Here is a 19,788-nt window from a genome sequence, read left to right as displayed (position 1 = left end):
AGACCACCGGATTGGGTGGCCTTTATGGGAGATTATTATGAAAAAGTTTAGGATTATCAAACAAAGTTAGGGGGCTTCATTTGATAAGAATAAGTATAGCAGTCTTACCTTAAGAAAAACTTAAAGTAAAATTCAGTTAGCAAAAAAGATTTTGCTTTTGATTGTGGAGCCTTTTTCCTTACTTAAGATTGGCTACTTATGAAAACATATTCGCTGAAAACTGGACAAAGAAAAACGGCAGAAGGAGGTACTGCCGTTTTCTGTGCTCTTTCGCGATTGTTTCTTTATAAAGTTGCTGGTACATCAGCAAAATACACCGTCCTGCTGGTAAAAATCTGACCGGCCTTGAGAATGACATCCGACTGTTGGCTGCTGTGAATGGCATCCGGTAGTGCCTGGGCTTCCAGAGCCAAGCCATTATGCTGAATCATAGGCTGTCCATCAAATTGAACCGAATCATCTACGCAATTCGCTGAATAAATTACTAGGCAGGACGCCTGAGTCTGAATGGTCAGGCGGCGGCCCGATGCTGGATGATAGAGCGTGCCTGCCTGGTTTCGGCTTGGGCTTAGCGCAAAGGGATGATCCAAGCCAGATACCCGCTGGATTTGCTCGTCAGGCGCATCGAAAATTTCTTTAAGGGCAGCGCCCTTGGTCAGCTTCTTGACAAAGTCACGCTCTGCATCAGCCTTTTTTTCAGGAAGACCATCAGCTGCGATAGGATAGACACCACCAGTATTGAGCTGTAGGATATGGTCATCAATGGGCTGATTGAAACGACCAGACAGGTTGAAATAGCTGTGGTTGGTCGGATTGACCAAGGTATCCTGATCTGTCTGGATCTGATAGGAGATTTCCAGCTCGCCCTTCTCTGTCAGGGTATAGGAAACCCAGATTTCAGATTGCCCAGCTGTCCAAAACAGGTAGGCCTTGTCTTCTCCATAAGAACCGTACTCATTTTCCACCTGCATCATGAGGATATTTCCCCCATTGTCCAGCAGCCTTGGAGTCAGTCGCGGCAGCAGCTCGTCATAATAATTTGCTACAGCCTGCAGAAAGACCTCATCTGATGAGCGGATGCGCATATTTTCATTGAGCAGCCAGGCTGGCAGACCACCGAACTCCCACTCCGCGCAGATAAAAGGCGAAGGGCGGATAATGGCATAAAGTCCCAAATCCTGAGCAGTCTGTAAAAATACCTCAATATCTAAAATCCCTTGGAAGTCAAAAACACCTTTTTGAGGTTCGTGCATATTCCAGGGAAGATAAGTCTCCACTGTGTTAAAGCCCAGAGCTTTGAGATTATAAAGGGAATGATACCAGTCCTCAGGCTGTACCCGAAAATAGTGAATGGCTCCCGATAAAATCTTAAACTCCCGATCATCCAAACAGAAGGAATGACCAATTTTGAATCTTGCCATCTGATGTTCCCTTCGGTTTAAAACCGCTTTCATTTCTTATTAATATTAATATAATAAATTTTTGCATAAATGTCAACATTTTTTTTAAAAATATGTTAAAATCTTAAGTAAGATAAGTAAAAAAAGAGAGGTGAACAAAATGGCTATTCCAAAATACCAACAAATCAAAGATGAGCTCAAGCAGCAAATCATTTCTGGCAAATTTGAAAATGGCGATAAGTTTTACACAGAGGCTGAGCTGATTCAGATGTTTAATGTCAGCTCCATCACCGTTGTCCGCGCTTTGAATGAACTGGCCAATGATGGTTACATCATCCGCCAGCAAGGCAAGGGAACCTTCGTTTCACGTGCAAGAAAGCACAAGCTGGTGGAATTTTCTGACGTTGAGACCTTCCCTATCCAAAAAGATAAGGTGACCGTTCTCTCCATCAAACGCGGGAATGACCTGAAAATCTTGGATAAGCTAGAACTAGCACCAACGCAGTTCTACTATAAGATTGACCGGATCAGACGGACTGGCGATAAAATCTATATCTATCACCAAACCTATATCCCTGAGCAGTACATCAATCCTAACTATCCAGATATGGACTACTACAGCTCTATTTACAACCGCTTCAAAACTGACTACCACATTCACATGAATGATGAGCATTTTGAAGAGACCAATGAAATTGTCTTCCCAACACCAAAAGATGTTGCGAAAGTGCTGGAAGTTGATACCAACTTCCCGACTGTTCATCAGGTGAAGATTACCCAGCTGGAAAGCACTGGACAGATCTTAGAGTACAGCGAAACTTACAAACGCGGTGACTTCTTCAAGATCAAGTTCATTTCCTGCAATCGGGACCACTAAGATTGAAAACGATGGCTTCTAATCGGCTGTCGTTTTTTGTTTCATCTTGTGTACTTATATCTATTATAAGTCTATCTATACCAATTTGCAATCCATTCTAAGAACTTTTGTTCATTAAAAAGTGAATTCTGTCAAAAAGTAAGCACAGTTTATTGTTTTGTTCTATTTTTTAATTATTCTAAAGAAGAAAGAATAAGAAACACTGGCTGTTCCCCTGAAAATTGATACAATGATATATCAAAAAAGCTGAGATTGAATCCCAACTTTTCGATATAAAATGTTCCTTATTTTGCAAATAAAGTCGTTTATCAGGTCTTTAGAAAAACGGCTATTTCTTTATTTCTAATTCACGCACCTGGAGCAAAACATTAGGCAAATCGGCCCCAGCCTGAAGAAGGGCAGCAGCCGTATAAGCGCCCTCTACCAAGGGAACATTGTTGATGATGATTTCCTTGTCAGAAAAGTCTGCGACCATTTCCAGATTCATCCGAGCTGAGCCCAGATCGAAAAAGGCCAAAATAGTGTCCTTGTCATTGGCATCTAAAGCTGCCTGAATCCCTTCAAAGCTCGTCCCGATGCTGCCGTCGTCCAACCCGCCTACATAGCTGATGGCCACATCTGCCGCCACCTGCGAAATGAGGTCAAACAAGCCTTGGGCCAGGTTTTTGGAATGGGAAACGATAAGAATGCCAGTATCTGCCATCAGCCTGCCTCCGTTTCTAACAGAGCCTCAAAGAGGAGACCAGATGAAGCCGAACCGGGATCAATATGACCGATAGACCGCTCACCGACATAGGAAGCCCGCCCCTTGGTCGCTTTCAGATCTTTGGTCGCTTCCACTAGGGAGCCAATTTTTTCATGCGTCAAGCATCCGGACTGCAGAGAAACAGGAATCCCCGACCAGACATCCACCATGGTCTTCTCACCCGGCACAGCCTTGCCCCGCTTCTGAATCATGTCCAGCCCAGCTTGGATGACTTCTGACAAGTCTTTGCCGTCTTTTTCGGCCTTGGCCATGCCCATGAAGGCCGAGCCATAGAGAGGGCCGGAAGCACCACCGACCTTACTAATCAGCTGCATGGAAACAGCCTGAAAAACCTCAGCCGCACTAGCAAAGTCCTTAGCAGCTAAACTCTCTACTGCTGCTGCCATTCCTCTGGCCATATTGCCACCGTGATCTCCGTCGCCGATGGGAGTGTCGAGATCAGACAGATAGGCTTTCTGGTCCTGGATCTTCTCGTTGAACAACTGCATCCATTTTTTTGCTCTTGCTGCGTCCATAAGCACCTCCTTACCAAGCGGCTGTCGTGACAGGACTGTTGAGAGCTGTCAGCCAGTCTGGCTGGTCCAGCTGGATAAAGGTCAGAGAAATCCCAGCCATATCAATGGAAGTCATGTAATTACCCAGCTTTTTATAGACAACTTCGACTCCAGCTTCTGCCAGAAGATTTGCTACATCGGCCGCAAAGACATACTGCTCCATGAGTGGTGTTGCACCCATACCATTGATGAGGATACCAATTTTCTTGCCAGATTTGAACTCAAAGGACTGACTGAGCTTTTCGACCAATTCTTTGGCTAAGTCCTTAGACGGCTGCATCTTTTCCTTGCGATAGCCGGGCTCACCATGGATGCCAATGCCAAACTCTATCTCATCATCAGCCAAAACAAAACCAGGCTTGCCGACTTCCGGTACGGTTGCCCCGCTCAGAGCCAAGCCGACTGTGTGAATACTTTTGACCAGCTCATCAGCCAGAGCCTTGATTTCAGTCAGAGATTTGCCTGCACGCGCCGCATCCCCTAGAATCTTATGGACAAGAATGGTACCTGCCACTCCACGGCGACCTTGAGTATAGAGGCTGTCTTCCACTGCGATATCGTCATCTACGACGACACTAGCCACCTCAATCCCTTCCATCTCAGCCATTTCCTGAGCCATTTCAAAGTTCATGATGTCGCCGGAGTAATTCTTAATCACCATGAAGACCCCAGCTCCCTCATCTGCTTCCTTGATAGCCTGCAAGACCTGATCAGGTGTGGGCGAAGTAAAGACTGCTCCGCAAATAGCAGCTGACAGCATGCCCTCGCCGACAAAACCCGCGTGGGAAGGCTCGTGACCGCTCCCTCCACCAGAAATCAGGCCAACCTTGCCCGTCTTCTCACTCTTACGGGCAATGATGTCAAAGCCCTCCACCCGATAAACCAAATCGCTGTGAATATAGGCTAAGCCCTCCAGCATCTCGTCTACAACCGCTGTTGGATCGTTGATGATTTTCTTCATAGATGTCCTCCGTTTCTCGGCACTTCTTTATAAATGAGCAATTTACCCTAAAAAGAAAGCGCTATCATTTTGATATTATTTTAACATTTTATCTTACCGAAAGCAAATTCTGCCAAATCTTAGACTAGAAGAAAACATCAAATTAGTTGACAAGAAAAAGTAGACAGCGTATACTAAAGATAGATAAGTAGACGGTGTATACTTTTGGAGGAGATACATGAAACGCAATACTGCCCAGCTGAAAGAACAGCTCATTCAAACAGGGATTGACGAAATCGGAAAACATGGAATTGAACAGCTTTCGCTCAGGACTGTTGCCAAGGTCTGCGGTGTGACTCACGGCAGCCCTTACCGCCATTTTGAGAGCAAGGAAGGCTATCTCAAGGTCGTTTTGACTCAGCTTTCGCTCTTTCTCAATCAGGAAATCAATGAAAATATTGATGCGACAGGTTCTGCGCGTGATCAGCTGACCCGGCTTGGACTTAATTTCATTATTCTTGCTAAGACCTACCCTCATTTTTTCGAAGCTCTCTTTATCAAATTCCCTTTTAAATATATGAAGGTGACGCAGGACACAATTCTCTTGGAGTCGGACTTGCCTGGATTTGATAAATTTAAGGAGCTTGTTTTAAAGCTTCGCAAGGAGGAAAATTTTAGCAATAGCGAAGCAGAAAGTCTTTTTCACTTTTGGAGCTTTATCACAGGCCTAGCCGTTCTAGCCAACAGTCCCATCGGACAAGACCTTGATCCTCAAGCCATCCAAAGCACGATTGAGCACATGCTTGACATTTATATCAAAGGAGAACGATCATGAAAACCTTGATTATTTACACCCACCCCAGCCCAACTGGCTTCAATGCTGCTATTCTCAAAGAAGTTCAAAACAATCTTTCTAAAAAGCACGAGGTGAAAACCTTGGACTTGTATGCTGAAAATTTTGACCCGATTTTGCGCTTTGACCAAGAACATAGACGCCGTGACCTGCACAAAGACCCTGAAATGGCAAAATACCGGGATTTGATTACTTGGGCAGACCATCTGATTTTCATTTTCCCTATCTGGTGGAGCGGTATGCCGGCCATTCTCAAAGGCTTTATCGACCGCGTCTTTACTGCTGACTTTGCCTATTCTTATAAGAAAATCGGCCTCCAAGGCCACCTGCAAGGCAAGTCCAGCTGGATTATCGTCAGCCACAACACACCAGGTTTTGCCCTGCCTTTTGTCCAAGACTATGGCAAGGTACTTAAAAATCAAGTCTTGAAATTTTGTGGTATTTCTCCAGTCAAACTGACCGAGCTCAACGGAGTAGAACGCAAAACAGACCAACAACGCCAAGAAATGCTGCAGAAAATCGGGCAAATGGCCAGTCAGATTTAAGATAAAGCAAATAGGCGCTTCTTACGAAGTGCCTATTTTTTTGTTTAATCCAGCCCCACGCGCTTGAAGATTTCATCCACGCGCTTGGTGTAGTAAACTGGGTTGAAGATTTCATCAATCTCTTCCTGAGTCAAACGAGAAGTGACTTCTGGATCCGCTTCGAGCAGAGGCTTGAAGTTTACTTGATTGTCCCAAGACTGAGCAGTCTTTGGCTGCACCAGATCATAAGCTTGCTCACGCGTCATGCCTTTTTCAATCAAGGTCAACATAGCCCGCTGGCTGAAGATAAGACCAAAGGTTGAGTTCATGTTGCGCTTCATATTTTCTGGGAAGACGGTCAAGTTCTTGACGATATTGCCAAAGCGGTTGAGCATGTAGTCAATCAAGATGGTTGTGTCTGGTGCGATAATCCGCTCAGCAGACGAATGGGAAATGTCGCGCTCATGCCAGAGAGAGACATTCTCAAAGGCCGTCACCATGTGCCCACGAATGACCCGCGCCAGACCGGTCATATTTTCAGAGCCGATTGGATTGCGCTTATGCGGCATAGCTGAGCTGCCTTTTTGACCCTTGGCAAAGAACTCTTCGACTTCGCGCTGCTCAGATTTTTGCAGACCACGAATCTCAGTCGCCATGCGCTCGATAGATGTCGCAATCAAGGCTAAGGCTGAGAAGTATTCAGCATGGAGATCACGTGGCAGAACTTGAGTCGAAATCTCCTGCGGACGGATGCCTAATTTCTCACAGACATAACTTTCCACAAATGGCGGAATGTTGGCAAAGTTTCCAACCGCACCAGAGATTTTCCCAGCTTCCACACCCGCAGCCGCAATCTCGAAACGCTCGATGTTGCGCTTCATTTCGCTGTACCAGGTTGCGAGCTTGAGACCGAAAGTCGTCGGCTCCGCATGCACCCCGTGAGTCCGCCCCATCATGATGGTGAACTTGTGCTCCCGCGCCCGCTCTGCAATAATGTCAGTGAAGCGACGCAGGTCCTCACGAATAATGTCATTGGCCTGCTTGTAGAGGTAGCCGTAGGCCGTATCCACCACGTCAGTCGAGGTCAGGCCGTAGTGCACCCACTTGCGCTCCTCGCCCAGCGTCTCAGAAACCGCTCGCGTAAAGGCCACCACATCGTGGCGCGTCTCCTGCTCAATCTCCAAGATGCGATCGATATCAAAGCCTGCCTTTTCACGAATCAAGGCCACATCTTCCTTGGGAATCTCACCCAGCTCAGCCCAGGCCTCATCAGCCAGAATCTCTACCTCCAGCCAAGCCTTGTACTTATTTTCCTCAGTCCAAATGTTCGCCATTTCGGGGCGAGAGTAACGGTTGATCATGATTTTTTCTCCTTGATTCTTATCTACCTAATAGTAGTGACGATATAATATTACCTAAAGTACCTGATACTATATCTTTAATGAACTGTTGATTAAAAAATGTTGCGTTTTCTTTAACAATTACAGTAAACTCAGTCTCATTATTTTTATTAGCCGCATCAAGTAATTTCTTTAAAATTTCAACAGTTTGTTCAGATAAAACAGAAGAATTACTAATAATCTGTTGAAGCTGTTGAGAAAGTTCAGGCCAAGGGAAGGCAATATTAGCATCTATGCTGGATTTTCCTATTTTAGAATCTTTAATAATGCTTGAATTGACATTATTATCACCTTTTATTGCGACATTATTCTCTGAACCAAAATTATTTCCAATTACATTATCATTGCCCGACACATTTGTTTGAGATACCTCCTTTTCATAGATATTTTTACTATCATAATTCTCGATATTTTGATTTTTTATATCAATGTATATATTTTCCGCTTTATTACCAAAAGATTCAGTAATAATATTAAAAACAGTATCTCTAAATTTAGCGTCTTCAAAATACAATAAATAATTCCGGCTCGACCCCAAATTAAACACTATATAATATTTTGACTTCAAATGATTTTGATGTTTATTATAAACATACCACGCATACAGACCGAAAAATACTAAACCTAGAAATGGTGGGATTAATCCAATAATAAATAGAACTATCAAAATGATTATATCTAGTAGTGTAACTGGTGATTTAAACTCATTTTTGCTTAACATAGATAAATTTGTTATTTGGATGCTATTATTTCTAGTGATAATTGCATTATTTTTTATAGTTAAGCCATCAGTTTCAATAGTATATCCATTCTCAACGCTCTTTAATAACTCAGGTATCATTATATTCTCCTTAAAATTAAATCTAAATTTAATGATTGTTCATTCCAACATTTTACTCTATCGCCCACTCCGCCGCTTTCTCTGCATGAATCACTGTTGTGTCGTAGAGAGGCAGGTCAGTATCGAATTGCTTGACGAGGAGACCAATCTCGGTACAACCCAAGATAACAGCTTCTGCGCCTGCTTTTTTCAAATCATCTATAACGGCAAGATAAGTCTGCTTTGAGCTTTCTTTGATATCTCCTAGACAGAGCTCGTCATAAATGATCCGATTGACCTCTGTAATACCAGCTTGGTCTGGAATCAGCACTTCTAACCCAGACTCTATTAATTTCTCCTTGTAAAAATCTTGAGTCATGGTGTACTTGGTCCCTAGGAGGCCGACTTTCTGAATACCGTCTGCCAACAAGGCCTGCGCGGTTGCCTGCGCAATATGCAAGATTGGAATCGTAATCTTTTCTTGTATCTGCGGAGCAACCTTGTGCATGGTGTTGGTGCAAATAACGATGAAATCTGCACCAGCTTGCTCCAAGCGCTGAGCAATATCTGCCAAAAGTTGACCGCTTTTCTCCCAGTCTCCGACTGCCTGATAATGCTCAATCTCTGCAAAATCAACACTGTAAAGTAGAATCTTAGCTGAATGCAGGCCACCCAGTTCTTTTTTGATGGTTTCGTTGATGATTTGGTAGTAAGATGTGGTACTTTCCCAACTCATACCACCAATCAGACCAATAGTTTTCATAGACTAATTAAACTCCTCCTTGCTTATCGCTACCGACGGATAGTGTCGCAAGCTACTTAGATCCGTATCCAAAGGCAAATCATAAATAGCCTGATAATTGTCTGGATATTGAATCTCTAATTCCTGATATTTGGCTTTTACTTTTTCATGGTCGGCACTGGCAAAGAGCACTTCCACAACGGCAGTTTCTTTGCTTTCTTCCACAAAAGCATTGACGATGATTTGAATCATAAACTGGTCTCCATTTAGCTTTAAAGATTATCATTTTCTGAGTCTTCCTGTATAGAAAATTCAAATGAAATTCTCTCAGGATGTCTAGGCAGGCCGTAACTACTCAGATAATCCTTAACTTCCTTCACGGAACAAGAATATTCTAAGACTAGCTGATTGCCAGCTCTCTCTAAAATATGAATCCCCTCTCTATCCGCAATCTCTGGAACAATCAAATCGTCCGTATAAGTCAGTGTAACGGTAGTTATTTCATCATCTAGCAATTCATCAAATTCTTCTGTCATTTTAAAAATCAATCCCCTCCCCAAACTCAACCACACTATCCGGTACATCACTAAACAAAGCCACATGTCCCATCTTGCGGTTGTGCTTCGCTTCTATTTTACCATACAGGTGGAGGTGGGCGCTTGGATTTTCTGTGACATATTTTTCAGCAGCCTCGACGTGTTGACCTAGGACATTGAGCATAACTGCAGGTGCATGTAGTTTGATAGCTGGCAACTGCGCTCCCAGAACACCCAGAATATGAGTATCAAACTGGGAGAAGTCGCAGGCTTCGATAGAGTAGTGCCCAGAGTTGTGTGGGCGGGGGGCAATCTCATTGACAATAATGTCATCAGCTGTCGCAAACATTTCCACGCAAAGGGTTCCAGACAGATTAAGTTGTTCTGCGATTCGCACCGCCATAGCTTTAGCCTTGTCGGCTAAGCTTGCTGGAATGCGGGCTGGCACAATGGTCTTAGACAGGATATTGTTGCGGTGGATATTTTCCTGAACTGGAAAAACTGTCACGTCCTTGCCATTTCCTGACACGATGACAGAAATTTCAAGGTCAAAATTGACGAATTCTTCCAAGACACAGTCTGCTGAATCCGCTAGCGCATAAGCTTCTTCCAAGTCTGCTTCCGAGCGAATGACCTTTTGCCCATGTCCATCGTAGCCACCAGTCGCCGTCTTGAGAACATAGTTTTTCGACAGGTCGATATCCGCCAAGTCTTGGCTAGAAGTTACGACCTTATAGGGTGCCACGGAGACTTGGGCCTTGTTTGAGAGAAAATCCTTTTCAAAGATACGATTTTGAGAAATCCGGAGCAAGTCCGTCCCTTGAGGGAGTTGTCCCTCCTTGATGACAGCATCCAAACCGTCAGCATCAACATTTTCAAACTCATAGGTCAGGACATCGCAACGCTCCGCCAACTGACGGAGGGCCTCCACATCGTTATAAGGTGCCACGATGATTTCCGCCACACGAGAAGCTGGGCAATCCGCCGCAGGATCCAGCGCGATGACCTTGTGCCCCATGTAGATAGCAGAAATGGCCATCATCTGTCCCAGCTGACCGCCACCGATGATTCCGATTGTTTTAGATGAGCTCATTACTAGACTCCTCAGCGATTTTTCCTTGTTCTTCTGCAAAATCTGCCAAAGCTGTCGCAATAGCCTGATCCTCTACTGACAGGAGACGGAGGGCAAAGAGGGCCGCATTGGTCGCGCCTGCTTCACCGATAGCCATTGTCGCCACAGGCACGCCACCTGGCATCTGTACGATAGAGTAGAGCGAGTCCACGCCACTAAGAGCACGTGATTTGACTGGTACACCAATGACAGGCAGAGTGGTTTTTGCTGCGACCATACCTGGTAAATGGGCTGCGCCTCCAGCACCTGCAATAATGACCTTGATACCGCGACTGCGGGCTTCTTCCGCATGTTGAAACATGAGATCAGGCGTGCGGTGAGCAGAGACAACCTTTTTTTCGTAGGTTACACCGAAGCGATCTAAAACTTCAGCTGTTTTTTGCATGGTGGCCCAGTCGGATTTTGAGCCCATGATGATGGAAATAATTGGTTTCATTGTTAATATCCTTTTTCTTTTTGATAATGGTCTTAGGTGGTGGGTCGGAAGCAAACCTTCGGTTTCATTCCTAAAATTTGAGCCCGAAGTCTCAAATTTTCCCTAGACCAGAACATACACTGTTCTGGTCTTTTCACCACGGCGACCATTATCGTATTTGGCGACTACGTCGCCTAAGCTAGCGCTAGTATTGTAAATGCTCGAATAAATTGTCAGAATGACCGAGCAAAGCGATAAAGTTCGAACTGAAGTTTTTCAAGGGACTTTAACACAGTCAATCGTAGATTTCCGAAGAGTTTTATTTAACCGCCTTGCTTCCGATATCCGTTCGATAAAAGAGGCCTGTGGTGTCTTGTTTTTCTAGTTGATCGTAGATTTTTTTCTGCGCAGCTGAGACGGTATCTGCTGTGGTGACCAGCATGTACACTCGACCGCCATTCGACAGCAGTGCTCTGCTATTTTCCGCAAACTTAGCCCCAGCATAGTAGGTGATGATGTCGCCGTCTGTCTTCTCTGGCAGAGGCAGGCCCTTCTCATAGTCTAGCGGGTAGCCTTCTGATGCGACAACCACGCCAAGTGTCACGCCCTCATCCAGCCAAGTGATAGCAGGCTCCCTCTTATCCAAAATATCCGTGATGTTCTGCGCAAAGTCAGATGTCAAACGCGGCAGGATAATCTGGGTCTCTGGATCACCGAAGCGCGAGTTGAACTCAATGACCTTAGGACCATCGGCTGTCAGAATCAGCCCAGCATAGAGCACGCCAAGATAAGGACGCCCCTCAGCTATCATGCCTTTGAGAACGGGCTTGATAATCGTCTCAACTGACTGATCCACCACGCTTTGTGGTAGGTGAGGCACTGGTGCATAAGCTCCCATGCCGCCTGTATTGGGTCCCTTGTCCCCATCGTAGGCCCGCTTATGGTCCTGGGCCGTTGGCAAGATGTAAAACTTATCACCATTGACAAAAGCAAAGAGGGAGAACTCCTCGCCGTCCAGGAACTCTTCGATAACCACACGCGCACCCGAATCACCAAATTTATTATCCAAGAGCATATCGTGAGTTGCTTCGACTGCCTGCTCTACGGTCTCCGCTACGACTACACCCTTACCCAGAGCTAGGCCGTCCGCCTTGACCACGATAGGCGCTCCCTGCTTTTCGATATAAGTTTTGGCTTCCTCAAAGTCGGAAAATGTGCCATAGGCTGCTGTTGGAACACTGTATTTGACCATTATTTCCTTGGCAAAATCCTTGGACCACTCCAGCTCCGCTGCTAAACGAGATGGGCCGAAAGCCTTGAGTCTAGCTTGGTTAAAATCATCTACAATTCCAGCTGCCAGGGCATCATCCGGACCAATAAAAGACCAAGCAATGTCATTCTCCTTGGCAAATTCAATTAGTTTAGAATGTTCGGAAATTCCAATGTTTACTAAATCCAACCCATCCAAGGTCATGCCATCATTTCCAGGAGCGACAAACACCTGCTCCACATCCTGAGACTCTAATAACTTCTTGGCAATCGCATGTTCACGACCGCCTGAACCAACAACTAAAAGCTTCATAGCTAAGATACCTCAATATCAAATATCACAGGCGCTTACGCACCAAGCTAACACATCACGTAAAAATCATTGCCATTTTTACGAATTATTTATCTAAATTATAACATAATCGTTCGTTTTATTCCATTCTAATGAGAAAAAGAATATCTCTTCTATATGATCGCCGTAATTATTGTTGTCTTCAGCCTTCTCCTTTTTGAGTGGATTGTACCCATTGTAGACAAAAAATATTCAGGGCTTGTCAAATTTACTATCATTTTCAAACAAGTTTTCCGAATAATACAGGTGGGCCCATCCAAAACCATTCTCACAAAGGAGTTTTATGAAGAAATATCAAAAACTGTTTTTATTATCCGGAGCTGTCCTAGGTCTCTTTGCAAGCCACTCAACAGTTCATGCGACCGAAACGCCTGAATCTGAAGTCAAAATTCTAGGCCCTACTGATCGTGCCAGCAATGTTGATGTGACTGTGAACGATCGTACAGCCTCTATTAGTTATACCCGTTCCCAAGCTCAAGAACCTCATCGTATTCTCCACGCTGTTTGGTCTGACGAGAACGGACAGGATGATATCAAATGGTATGAAGCACCGTCAACAACTACTACTAACACTGACATTGACCTGAGTAACCATCCAGGTTACGGAACCTTTCATGTTCATACCTATATTGACCTCTATGGAAAATTAATTGGGCTGAATGGAACGACCTTTACTCTCGATAAACCAGCTGTTAATGTCACTTCTAATATCCTAGGGAAAACCGCTCAAATTCACTTTAATCGCAACAAAGACCAACTAAATTCTAATATTTTACATGCTGTTTGGTCTGATGAAAATGGACAAGATGATATCAAATGGTACAATGCAGGACAAGATATTACTGAATTTGAACTTTCAAATCACAAAGGCTATGGAACTTATCACATTCATACTTATGAAAATAAAGATGGTAAGATGATTGGCTTAAACGGAACCACTTTCAATTTAGAAAAACCTAATCCTACTGTTGAGACCAGCTTCCCTCAGACCGGTATCATGGAAATTACTGTCAAAAACGTACCCGATACTATGCATCGAATTGTTCTTCCAACTTGGTCTGAGAAAAATGGGCAAGATGATCTGCAATGGTATGAAGCAAGCAAAAATCCAGATGGTAGCTACAGCGCTCGGGTGGAACTCAGAAAGCATAACTACGACACAGGGATTTACAATATCCACCTTTACGGTGAAAGTTATGTTAAGCCTGACTTAACAGGTCTCTCAGGGACTACTGCACAAATTGATAGTGGAAAATTGCCTTCTGAAGAGGAGCAAAAGCCGCTTTTTACTATAGAAAATATCAACCCCAAACAAGGAACCTATACTGTAAAAATCGCTGAAACAGCTTTATCTAAACCCATAAAGTCTGTCCAAGTTCCCATTTGGAGCACTAGCAATCAGAGCAATCTTAAATGGTATGCAGCCACTCCTAACGGAGATGGCTCCTTCAGCGCAACCTTTGACATCCGTAATCATCAGGCTTTGTCTGGGACCTATAACAACCATGTGTATATCACCTATAAGGACGGCAGTGAGCGTAGCTACGCAGTAGATTCTGTCTCAATGTCTACCGACCAAATTCAAGCCAAGGTTGCAGTCAGGAAAACTGAGGCTAATCGCTATGAGGTGACAGTGACAGACGCCTACGGAGATGGCGATATTATTCTGCCAACTTGGTCAGAAGTCAATGGGCAAGATGATCTGCAATGGTATACCGCCAATAAGGTTGGCAATGGAACCTACAAATTCACCGTGGACACTCAGAAACACAAGGGGAGCGGTCTATTCCATACCCATGTCTATCGTAGAAAAGCGGGACAACTAACTGGTCTGACTGGAACTAGCTATCAGGTTGAAAAATCAAGCGTTCAATCAGCTAATATTCAGCCTAACTATGCCGCTGCTAATGCGACAACTTATCCTGTCGGCCAATGCACTTGGGGTGCCAAGGCTCTAGCTCCTTGGGCAGGAAATTACTGGGGCAACGGAGGTCAATGGGCAGCTAGTGCCAGAAGAGCTGGATTCCGTACCGGCAGTACGCCCGAGGTTGGCGCCATCGCCTGCTGGGATGACGGCGGCTACGGCCACGTCGGTGTCGTGACTCATGTCGAATCCAATACCCGCATCCAGATCCAAGAATCTAACTACCTTGGCAAGCAGTACATCAGCAACTTCCGTGGCTGGTTTGACCCAACTGCTTCCTACTGGGGCCGCCTGACCTATATCTATCCTAAATAAGTCGCTTTCGCACTCCTCAAAACCACTTCAAACCAGTGCTTTGAGCAGACTGCTCCTGCTTAGTTTATTCATGAATTTCATTGAGTATAAGTCTACTCAAAAATCCTCGGTCGAGCCGAGGATTTTTTATATTTCTCAATGCCTAAAATGCCGTACGCCGGTGAAAATCATAGTCAAGCCATGCTTGTCAGCTGCGACAATAGATTCCTCATCACGAACGGATCCACCAGGCTGGATGATAGCTTTGATACCAGCGGCTGCGATTTCTTCAATATTATCCGCAAAAGGGAAGAAAGCGTCAGAAGCCAGAGCGGCACCATCAAGGCAATCTTTAGCTTGCTCAATAGCAATCTTGACAGAAGCCACGCGGTTAGTCTGACCGGGACCGACTCCCAGCACCTGACGGTCATTGGTGATGATGATACCATTGGATTTGACATATTTGACGGACTTCCAAGCAAATTCCAAAGCCACGCGCTCCTGCTCGCTCGGCTGGCGCTTGGTCACGACCTGCCAATCAGCTGGATTTTCCTCGATAACATCTTGATTTTGCACGAGGAGACCGCCCAGAACACCAGTCACTTCCTTCTCTACTCCAGAAGCTGCCTGCGCATCAAAAGCCAATTCCAAAATCCGCAGATTTTTCTTTTTATTGGTCAAAATAGCTAGCGCTTCTGCCGTATAGCTCGGTGCGATGATAATTTCCAGAAAAATACCGTGCATCTTCTCAGCTGTCGCAGCGTCTACTTCGCGGTTGAGGACGACAATCCCACCAAAAATAGAAACTGGATCAGACTCATAGGCATAGTCCCAAGCTATCTCGATATCATCCGCTTGACCAATGCCACAAGGATTCATATGTTTTAGCGCCACAACAGTTGGCCGATCCTTGAAATCTCGAATAATCCGAATGGCCGCGTCGGCATCGCGAATGTTGTTGAAAGACAACTCTTTTCCATTCAGCTGCTTAGCGGAAGCGATGGAATAGCCCAGTGGCAAAGCAGTCTGATAGAAATCAGCATCCTGCTGGGGATTTTCCCCGTAGCGCATGGGCTGCTTAAGCTCATAAGTCAAGGTCAGCTTTTCAGGCTTGCTTTCGTTCACCTGAGCTGTGAAATAGTCCGCAATCAAAGCATCATAAGCAGCCGTGTGACGGAAAACCTTGGCGGCTAAGCGTTGCCGCGTTTCATAGGTCGTTTGGCCATTTGCTGCCAACTCTTCCAGAACAAGAGCATAATCAGCCGGATCTACAACAACCGTCACGCTGGCATGATTTTTAGCCGCAGAGCGAAGCATAGAGGGCCCACCGATGTCAATATTTTCCACCGCGTCCGCATACTCCACACCTGTCTTCAGAATGGTTTCCTTAAAAGGATAGAGGTTCACCACGACCAGGTCAATGAGCTCAATCTGATTGTCCTTGGCCGCTTGCAAGTGGCTATCCAAGTCCCGACGAGCCAAGAGGCCACCGTGAATATTAGGATGGAGAGTCTTGACACGACCATCCATCATCTCTGGAAAACCAGTCACATCATCAATAGCAATGGTGCCCACCCCAACACTATCAAGGGCAACCTTGGTCCCACCGGTTGAGATGATATCCCAGCCCAGAGCTTTCAGCTCTTTCGCAAATTCTACAATGCCTGTCTTGTCTGATACACTGATCAAGGCTTTTTTCGTCATTCTATTCCTCTTTCTTTAGGTCCAAGCGCATAGCGACTTCGTTATTCTCTTCTATAAATCCTGTTTCCTGAAAACCTAGACTAGTCAGCAGGTGCTTCATTTTTTCATTTCCAACTACATAATCTGCAATAATATGACTGCAAGCTCTATCCATCTGAGCCTCTTTGATTAGAACTTCCAAGGCTTTTCGACCATAACCTCTTCCTTGGTACTGCTGACCAATCATTATTCGCCAGATAAAGAATTCCGCTTCATCCTTGTCTATTTCCAGCAGGAGAAAGCCAACCACTTGCTTATCCCAATAGATTGCCATCGGAAACACATCTTCATTTTTCCGGTAGAGCCATGCGTCAGCTAAAGAGCGCACATTTGGAGCTACAAAACGTGCTCGTTCATCAGCTTCAGAGATTTTCAAATCCAGCACTGCCTGAAAATTGCTCTCATCTACTAATTTCAGCTCAATCATTTTTTCTCCTAGCAATATTGCACAATCAAAACTTGATTTACTTCTTATCTTCTCCCCACCCCTAAACTTTCCAGCACTTGTGGATAGAGTTGATACTCAGCGGCATGGATGCGTTCTTCAAAACTTTCAATCGTATCATCAGCTAGTCGCGGCACGCGCACTTGCTGGATAATCTTACCAGTATCCACACCGGAGTCCACCCAGTGAATGGTAACACCACTCTCAGCAACACCAGCATTCCAAGCATCCTCAATCCCATGAGCTCCTGGAAATTCTGGCAAGTAGGCTGGGTGGATATTGATAATGTGGCCTTCATAAGCGCCAAGCAAGGTTGGCCCAACGATTTTCATATAGCCTGCTAGGCAAACTAAGTCAATCTGGTACTCTTCTAGCAGGTCTACAATGGCTTGCTCGTAAGCCGCCTTACTGTCAAACTCTCTAAGCTCAAAGGCATAGTTTTTGACACCTAGCTTATCCGCCCGCTCGAGCACATAGGCATCTCGATGGTCTGAAAAGACAAATTCAACAGGAAACTGCTCAGCAATCACTTGGAAATTTGATCCATTGCCCGAAGCAAAAACGGCAATTTTTTTCATTTGATAAGGACACTTTCACTTTCTTTTTTGACAATCCGCCCAACTTCATAAACAGGCTCGTCAAGAAGTTCTTTGACACGATCCACATTTTCAGGAGCTACGGCCAAAATCATCCCCAGTCCCATATTGAAGATTTCAAACATTTCTTGGTGCTTGATGTGACCATATTTTTCTAAGGCCTTAAAAATCGGCAAGACTGGAATCTTGTCTTCTTCAATCTCAGCAGCCAAGTCATCGGCAAACATGCGAGGCACATTTTCGATAAAACCGCCACCAGTAATATGGGCAATCCCATGAACCAACTTTTCCTTAATCAGCGGCAGCAAAGCCTTGACATAGATACGAGTCGGCTCAAGCAACACTTCCTTGAGTTTTTTACCTTCCAATTCTGACAGTTCTTCCTCACCCGTATAGTCCGCAAAAACACGGCGAACAAGGGAATAACCGTTAGAGTGAATACCGCTGGAAGCCAGCCCCAGTAGCACATCACCCTCAGCGACTTTAGAACCGTCAATAATCTCTGACTTCTCAGCAACCCCGACAGCAAAGCCAGCCAAATCATAATCATCTTCACCGTACATCCCAGGCATTTCAGCGGTTTCCCCGCCAATCAAGGCAGCTCCAGACTGGACGCAGCCTTCAGCCACACCAGCAACAACTTGCTCTAGCTTTGCTGGTTCATTTTTCCCAGTGGCAATATAGTCCAGGAAGTAAAGGGGCTCAGCCCCTGCAGCAATGATGTCATTGACACACATAGCCACACAGTCCTGCCCAATGGTATCGTGCTTGTCATACTGAATGGCCAGCATTAGCTTGGTTCCGACGCCATCCGTACCAGAAATCAGCACCGGCTCCTTGACCCCAGTCTGAGATAGGTCGAACATTCCGCCAAAGCCACCCAGCGCCCCCATGACGCCAGCCCGCTCTGTACGCGCCACATGCTTTTTGATTCGCTCAACAACTTCATAACCTGCTTCAACATCCACACCGGATTGAGCGTATGCATTTTTACTCATTCCAATCCCTCCTTTTGGTACTCGGTCCACTTGAGAATTAAATCCTTTTCAAATTCATCAATCTGTTGAAGATTCTCATGTAAGAATTTGATTAAACTATTGAATGTCTCTGTAAGCAATAAATTTTCTTCAGAAGCATCAAAACTTAAAAATCTATTTGATGTATTAAATCCATATTTACTATAACTACTATGAGTTACCGTAGCCAACTTCTTAGACTGAACTTCTGTCTGATTCTTTAAAGAAATAGATAGATATACAGCGGCCTGAAAATTATCGTAAGTAATTTCATAAAAATATGACGAACCTGTTAACCATTCTCTATTATTATCATTAATAACATTCTCTAAAAAATCATCTAGCTGTTTTGTCCTAAATCGCAAAAAAGTTTTAGAGCAATATTTTTCGTTAAATATTAATCTATTCTGCTCGCTTAGACTATTTAGAATCTCAATAAGTTTTTCACGAAAAACACTGGTAGTGGGTCGATTATCAATAATAAGATCCAAAATTTCCTTGTATTTAAAATAAATTTCTGCACTCAATTCTTTCAACTCTAAATCATTCAAAATATTTCTCCTAATATTGTCATTGTATTCTTTGATAATATAAGCTACTTTATCATCAGTACTATCATCGTGGAATAACTCTTCTAAAATGTCTGAAACTTCTTTGTAAGAAAGTAACTTCCAATAATTTCTTTCCTCAATACTAGCATCTACTGGACTATCTCCATTAGGCGTCAAGTAAATATATATATTCCGGTATCCAACATAGGAATTCTCAACAAATGTTCGATACTTTGTAAGTTGATTATCATGATCAGAAGTAAATATTTTATTTTCAATGATAAGATTAAATTTATACTCCGAGTTAGAAAATAGAATATCAATATTATTTTTACTTTCTCTAAAAACTTCCCCTTTAGAAAAGTCTTTCAATAACACCTCTGTTGTTTCTATCTCAGGTACTACTAAATTATTCTGAATAACTTTAAGTAAAAATTTTTTCAAAAATTTATCTTTTAAATAATGATTTTCTCTTGGATCAAGCAACCATGCTAGGACTCGGCTATGACGGATTTCTGCACTTTCTATTCCAAGAATCTCAAAAATATTTACACCAGTGAGCCATTTTGAAAAATCTTTTTCTGATTGATTTTCAAGATAAAGCAAAAAATTAGCTAGTTTGTCCTCATTTATCAAACC

At 44.1% G+C, this 19,788-nt stretch carries 21 protein-coding genes; 4 read left to right on the top strand and 17 right to left on the bottom strand.

Features of this window, described 5'->3' with window-relative positions:
• Positions 1-284 precede the first annotated feature (284 nt).
• A complete protein-coding gene (locus QZ169_RS06615) occupies positions 285-1,421 on the bottom strand; it encodes a beta-galactosidase (protein ID WP_295505538.1) in 1,137 nt (378 codons plus the stop codon).
• A gap of 139 nt (positions 1,422-1,560) precedes the next feature.
• On the opposite strand from QZ169_RS06615, the gene QZ169_RS06610 reads away from it, so the two are divergent.
• Positions 1,561-2,277 carry a GntR family transcriptional regulator gene (locus QZ169_RS06610; protein WP_002914224.1) on the top strand — a complete coding sequence of 239 codons (717 nt, stop codon included), beginning with the start codon at positions 1,561-1,563 and terminating at the stop codon, positions 2,275-2,277.
• 328 nt (positions 2,278-2,605) lie between these two features.
• Here the strand turns inward: QZ169_RS06610 and dhaM are convergent, their stop codons facing one another.
• From dhaM to dhaK, 3 genes are read right to left on the bottom strand one after another with little or no spacing between them, the layout of a single operon-like run.
• Positions 2,606-2,980 carry a dihydroxyacetone kinase phosphoryl donor subunit DhaM gene (gene dhaM / locus QZ169_RS06605; RefSeq protein WP_002898815.1) on the bottom strand — a complete coding sequence of 125 codons (375 nt, stop codon included), beginning with the start codon at positions 2,978-2,980 and terminating at the stop codon, positions 2,606-2,608.
• A complete protein-coding gene (gene dhaL, locus QZ169_RS06600) occupies positions 2,980-3,558 on the bottom strand; it encodes a dihydroxyacetone kinase subunit DhaL (RefSeq protein ID WP_125406412.1) in 579 nt (192 codons plus the stop codon). Before dhaL ends, dhaM begins: the two co-directional genes overlap by 1 nt.
• Before the next feature lie 10 nt (positions 3,559-3,568).
• Positions 3,569-4,558 carry a dihydroxyacetone kinase subunit DhaK gene (gene dhaK / locus QZ169_RS06595; RefSeq protein WP_295505534.1) on the bottom strand — a complete coding sequence of 330 codons (990 nt, stop codon included), beginning with the start codon at positions 4,556-4,558 and terminating at the stop codon, positions 3,569-3,571.
• A 217-nt stretch (positions 4,559-4,775) separates the two neighbouring features.
• Here dhaK and QZ169_RS06590 point away from each other — a divergent pair, with 217 nt between their 5' ends.
• A complete protein-coding gene (locus QZ169_RS06590) occupies positions 4,776-5,372 on the top strand; it encodes a TetR/AcrR family transcriptional regulator (protein WP_295505531.1) in 597 nt (198 codons plus the stop codon).
• Entirely contained in the window at positions 5,369-5,935 is a 567-nt protein-coding gene (locus QZ169_RS06585; protein ID WP_295505529.1) for an NAD(P)H-dependent oxidoreductase, read from the top strand. Before QZ169_RS06590 ends, QZ169_RS06585 begins: the two co-directional genes overlap by 4 nt.
• Before the next feature lie 44 nt (positions 5,936-5,979).
• Here the strand turns inward: QZ169_RS06585 and purB are convergent, their stop codons facing one another.
• The 8 genes from purB to purD all read right to left on the bottom strand — a co-directional run bounded on the left by purB (position 5,980) and on the right by purD (position 12,541).
• The gene (purB, locus tag QZ169_RS06580) at positions 5,980-7,275 is read right to left on the bottom strand and encodes an adenylosuccinate lyase (protein ID WP_295505526.1); all 1,296 of its coding nucleotides are present in this window, start codon (positions 7,273-7,275) and stop codon (positions 5,980-5,982) included.
• A 19-nt stretch (positions 7,276-7,294) separates the two neighbouring features.
• Complete coding sequence (locus QZ169_RS06575; RefSeq protein ID WP_175859047.1) at positions 7,295-8,155, bottom strand: hypothetical protein; 861 nt, start codon at positions 8,153-8,155, stop codon at positions 7,295-7,297.
• 52 nt (positions 8,156-8,207) lie between these two features.
• Positions 8,208-8,897: an aspartate/glutamate racemase family protein gene (locus QZ169_RS06570; protein WP_295505520.1), complete on the bottom strand. Its 690-nt coding sequence runs from the start codon at positions 8,895-8,897 to the stop codon at positions 8,208-8,210.
• Between the two features lie 3 nt (positions 8,898-8,900).
• Complete coding sequence (locus QZ169_RS06565; protein ID WP_295505517.1) at positions 8,901-9,128, bottom strand: phosphoribosylaminoimidazole carboxylase; 228 nt, start codon at positions 9,126-9,128, stop codon at positions 8,901-8,903.
• A gap of 20 nt (positions 9,129-9,148) precedes the next feature.
• Positions 9,149-9,412 carry a hypothetical protein gene (locus QZ169_RS06560; protein ID WP_295505512.1) on the bottom strand — a complete coding sequence of 88 codons (264 nt, stop codon included), beginning with the start codon at positions 9,410-9,412 and terminating at the stop codon, positions 9,149-9,151.
• 1 nt (position 9,413) lies between these two features.
• Positions 9,414-10,505, bottom strand: a complete 1,092-nt coding sequence (gene purK, locus QZ169_RS06555; RefSeq protein WP_295505508.1) for a 5-(carboxyamino)imidazole ribonucleotide synthase — start codon at positions 10,503-10,505, stop codon at positions 9,414-9,416.
• Entirely contained in the window at positions 10,492-10,980 is a 489-nt protein-coding gene (gene purE / locus QZ169_RS06550) for a 5-(carboxyamino)imidazole ribonucleotide mutase (protein WP_223313729.1), read from the bottom strand. Before purE ends, purK begins: the two co-directional genes overlap by 14 nt.
• Positions 10,981-11,278: 298 nt before the next feature.
• Complete coding sequence (gene purD / locus QZ169_RS06545; protein ID WP_295505504.1) at positions 11,279-12,541, bottom strand: phosphoribosylamine--glycine ligase; 1,263 nt, start codon at positions 12,539-12,541, stop codon at positions 11,279-11,281.
• A gap of 322 nt (positions 12,542-12,863) precedes the next feature.
• Between purD and QZ169_RS06540 the strand changes: the two genes are divergently transcribed.
• Positions 12,864-14,819, top strand: a complete 1,956-nt coding sequence (locus QZ169_RS06540; protein ID WP_295505502.1) for a GBS Bsp-like repeat-containing protein — start codon at positions 12,864-12,866, stop codon at positions 14,817-14,819.
• Between the two features lie 135 nt (positions 14,820-14,954).
• Here QZ169_RS06540 and purH read toward each other — a convergent pair whose 3' ends face one another.
• Genes purH through QZ169_RS06515 form a run of 5 tightly spaced genes read right to left on the bottom strand, consistent with a single transcriptional unit; the run spans position 14,955 to position 19,785 of the window.
• Positions 14,955-16,502 (bottom strand): bifunctional phosphoribosylaminoimidazolecarboxamide formyltransferase/IMP cyclohydrolase, encoded by a 1,548-nt coding sequence (purH, locus tag QZ169_RS06535; protein ID WP_295505497.1) that lies wholly within the window; start codon positions 16,500-16,502, stop codon positions 14,955-14,957.
• Position 16,503: 1 nt separating this feature from the next.
• Positions 16,504-16,968 carry a GNAT family N-acetyltransferase gene (locus QZ169_RS06530; RefSeq protein ID WP_295505495.1) on the bottom strand — a complete coding sequence of 155 codons (465 nt, stop codon included), beginning with the start codon at positions 16,966-16,968 and terminating at the stop codon, positions 16,504-16,506.
• A 44-nt stretch (positions 16,969-17,012) separates the two neighbouring features.
• Complete coding sequence (gene purN, locus QZ169_RS06525) at positions 17,013-17,564, bottom strand: phosphoribosylglycinamide formyltransferase (protein WP_295505493.1); 552 nt, start codon at positions 17,562-17,564, stop codon at positions 17,013-17,015.
• Complete coding sequence (gene purM / locus QZ169_RS06520) at positions 17,561-18,580, bottom strand: phosphoribosylformylglycinamidine cyclo-ligase (protein WP_295505492.1); 1,020 nt, start codon at positions 18,578-18,580, stop codon at positions 17,561-17,563. The genes purN and purM overlap by 4 nt, the downstream gene beginning before the upstream one ends.
• Positions 18,577-19,785: a PD-(D/E)XK nuclease family protein gene (locus QZ169_RS06515; RefSeq protein ID WP_125435421.1), complete on the bottom strand. Its 1,209-nt coding sequence runs from the start codon at positions 19,783-19,785 to the stop codon at positions 18,577-18,579. Before QZ169_RS06515 ends, purM begins: the two co-directional genes overlap by 4 nt.
• Between the last annotated feature and the right edge of the window lie 3 nt (positions 19,786-19,788).

The sequence above is a fragment of the uncultured Streptococcus sp. genome, from assembly GCF_905372115.1.
In the GTDB taxonomy this organism is placed as follows: Bacteria; Bacillota; Bacilli; order Lactobacillales; family Streptococcaceae; genus Streptococcus.
The sequence above is the reverse complement of the archived record's forward strand: the minus strand, read 5'-3'. Positions and strand labels throughout refer to the sequence as shown.

Coding starts and splice junctions, on each gene's coding strand:
- QZ169_RS06585 (WP_295505529.1), top strand. CDS start 5,369: ATGAAAACCTTGATTATTTACACCCACCCCAGCCCAACTGGCTTCAAT.
- QZ169_RS06570 (WP_295505520.1), bottom strand. CDS start 8,897: ATGAAAACTATTGGTCTGATTGGTGGTATGAGTTGGGAAAGTACCACA.
- QZ169_RS06575 (WP_175859047.1), bottom strand. CDS start 8,155: ATGATACCTGAGTTATTAAAGAGCGTTGAGAATGGATATACTATTGAA.
- dhaL (WP_125406412.1), bottom strand. CDS start 3,558: ATGGACGCAGCAAGAGCAAAAAAATGGATGCAGTTGTTCAACGAGAAG.
- QZ169_RS06530 (WP_295505495.1), bottom strand. CDS start 16,968: ATGATTGAGCTGAAATTAGTAGATGAGAGCAATTTTCAGGCAGTGCTG.
- QZ169_RS06565 (WP_295505517.1), bottom strand. CDS start 9,128: ATGATTCAAATCATCGTCAATGCTTTTGTGGAAGAAAGCAAAGAAACT.
- purE (WP_223313729.1), bottom strand. CDS start 10,980: ATGAAACCAATTATTTCCATCATCATGGGCTCAAAATCCGACTGGGCC.
- dhaM (WP_002898815.1), bottom strand. CDS start 2,980: ATGGCAGATACTGGCATTCTTATCGTTTCCCATTCCAAAAACCTGGCC.
- purM (WP_295505492.1), bottom strand. CDS start 18,580: ATGAGTAAAAATGCATACGCTCAATCCGGTGTGGATGTTGAAGCAGGT.
- dhaK (WP_295505534.1), bottom strand. CDS start 4,558: ATGAAGAAAATCATCAACGATCCAACAGCGGTTGTAGACGAGATGCTG.
- purH (WP_295505497.1), bottom strand. CDS start 16,502: ATGACGAAAAAAGCCTTGATCAGTGTATCAGACAAGACAGGCATTGTA.
- QZ169_RS06540 (WP_295505502.1), top strand. CDS start 12,864: ATGAAGAAATATCAAAAACTGTTTTTATTATCCGGAGCTGTCCTAGGT.
- purB (WP_295505526.1), bottom strand. CDS start 7,275: ATGATCAACCGTTACTCTCGCCCCGAAATGGCGAACATTTGGACTGAG.
- purK (WP_295505508.1), bottom strand. CDS start 10,505: ATGAGCTCATCTAAAACAATCGGAATCATCGGTGGCGGTCAGCTGGGA.
- purN (WP_295505493.1), bottom strand. CDS start 17,564: ATGAAAAAAATTGCCGTTTTTGCTTCGGGCAATGGATCAAATTTCCAA.
- purD (WP_295505504.1), bottom strand. CDS start 12,541: ATGAAGCTTTTAGTTGTTGGTTCAGGCGGTCGTGAACATGCGATTGCC.
- QZ169_RS06590 (WP_295505531.1), top strand. CDS start 4,776: ATGAAACGCAATACTGCCCAGCTGAAAGAACAGCTCATTCAAACAGGG.
- QZ169_RS06615 (WP_295505538.1), bottom strand. CDS start 1,421: ATGGCAAGATTCAAAATTGGTCATTCCTTCTGTTTGGATGATCGGGAG.
- QZ169_RS06560 (WP_295505512.1), bottom strand. CDS start 9,412: ATGACAGAAGAATTTGATGAATTGCTAGATGATGAAATAACTACCGTT.
- QZ169_RS06610 (WP_002914224.1), top strand. CDS start 1,561: ATGGCTATTCCAAAATACCAACAAATCAAAGATGAGCTCAAGCAGCAA.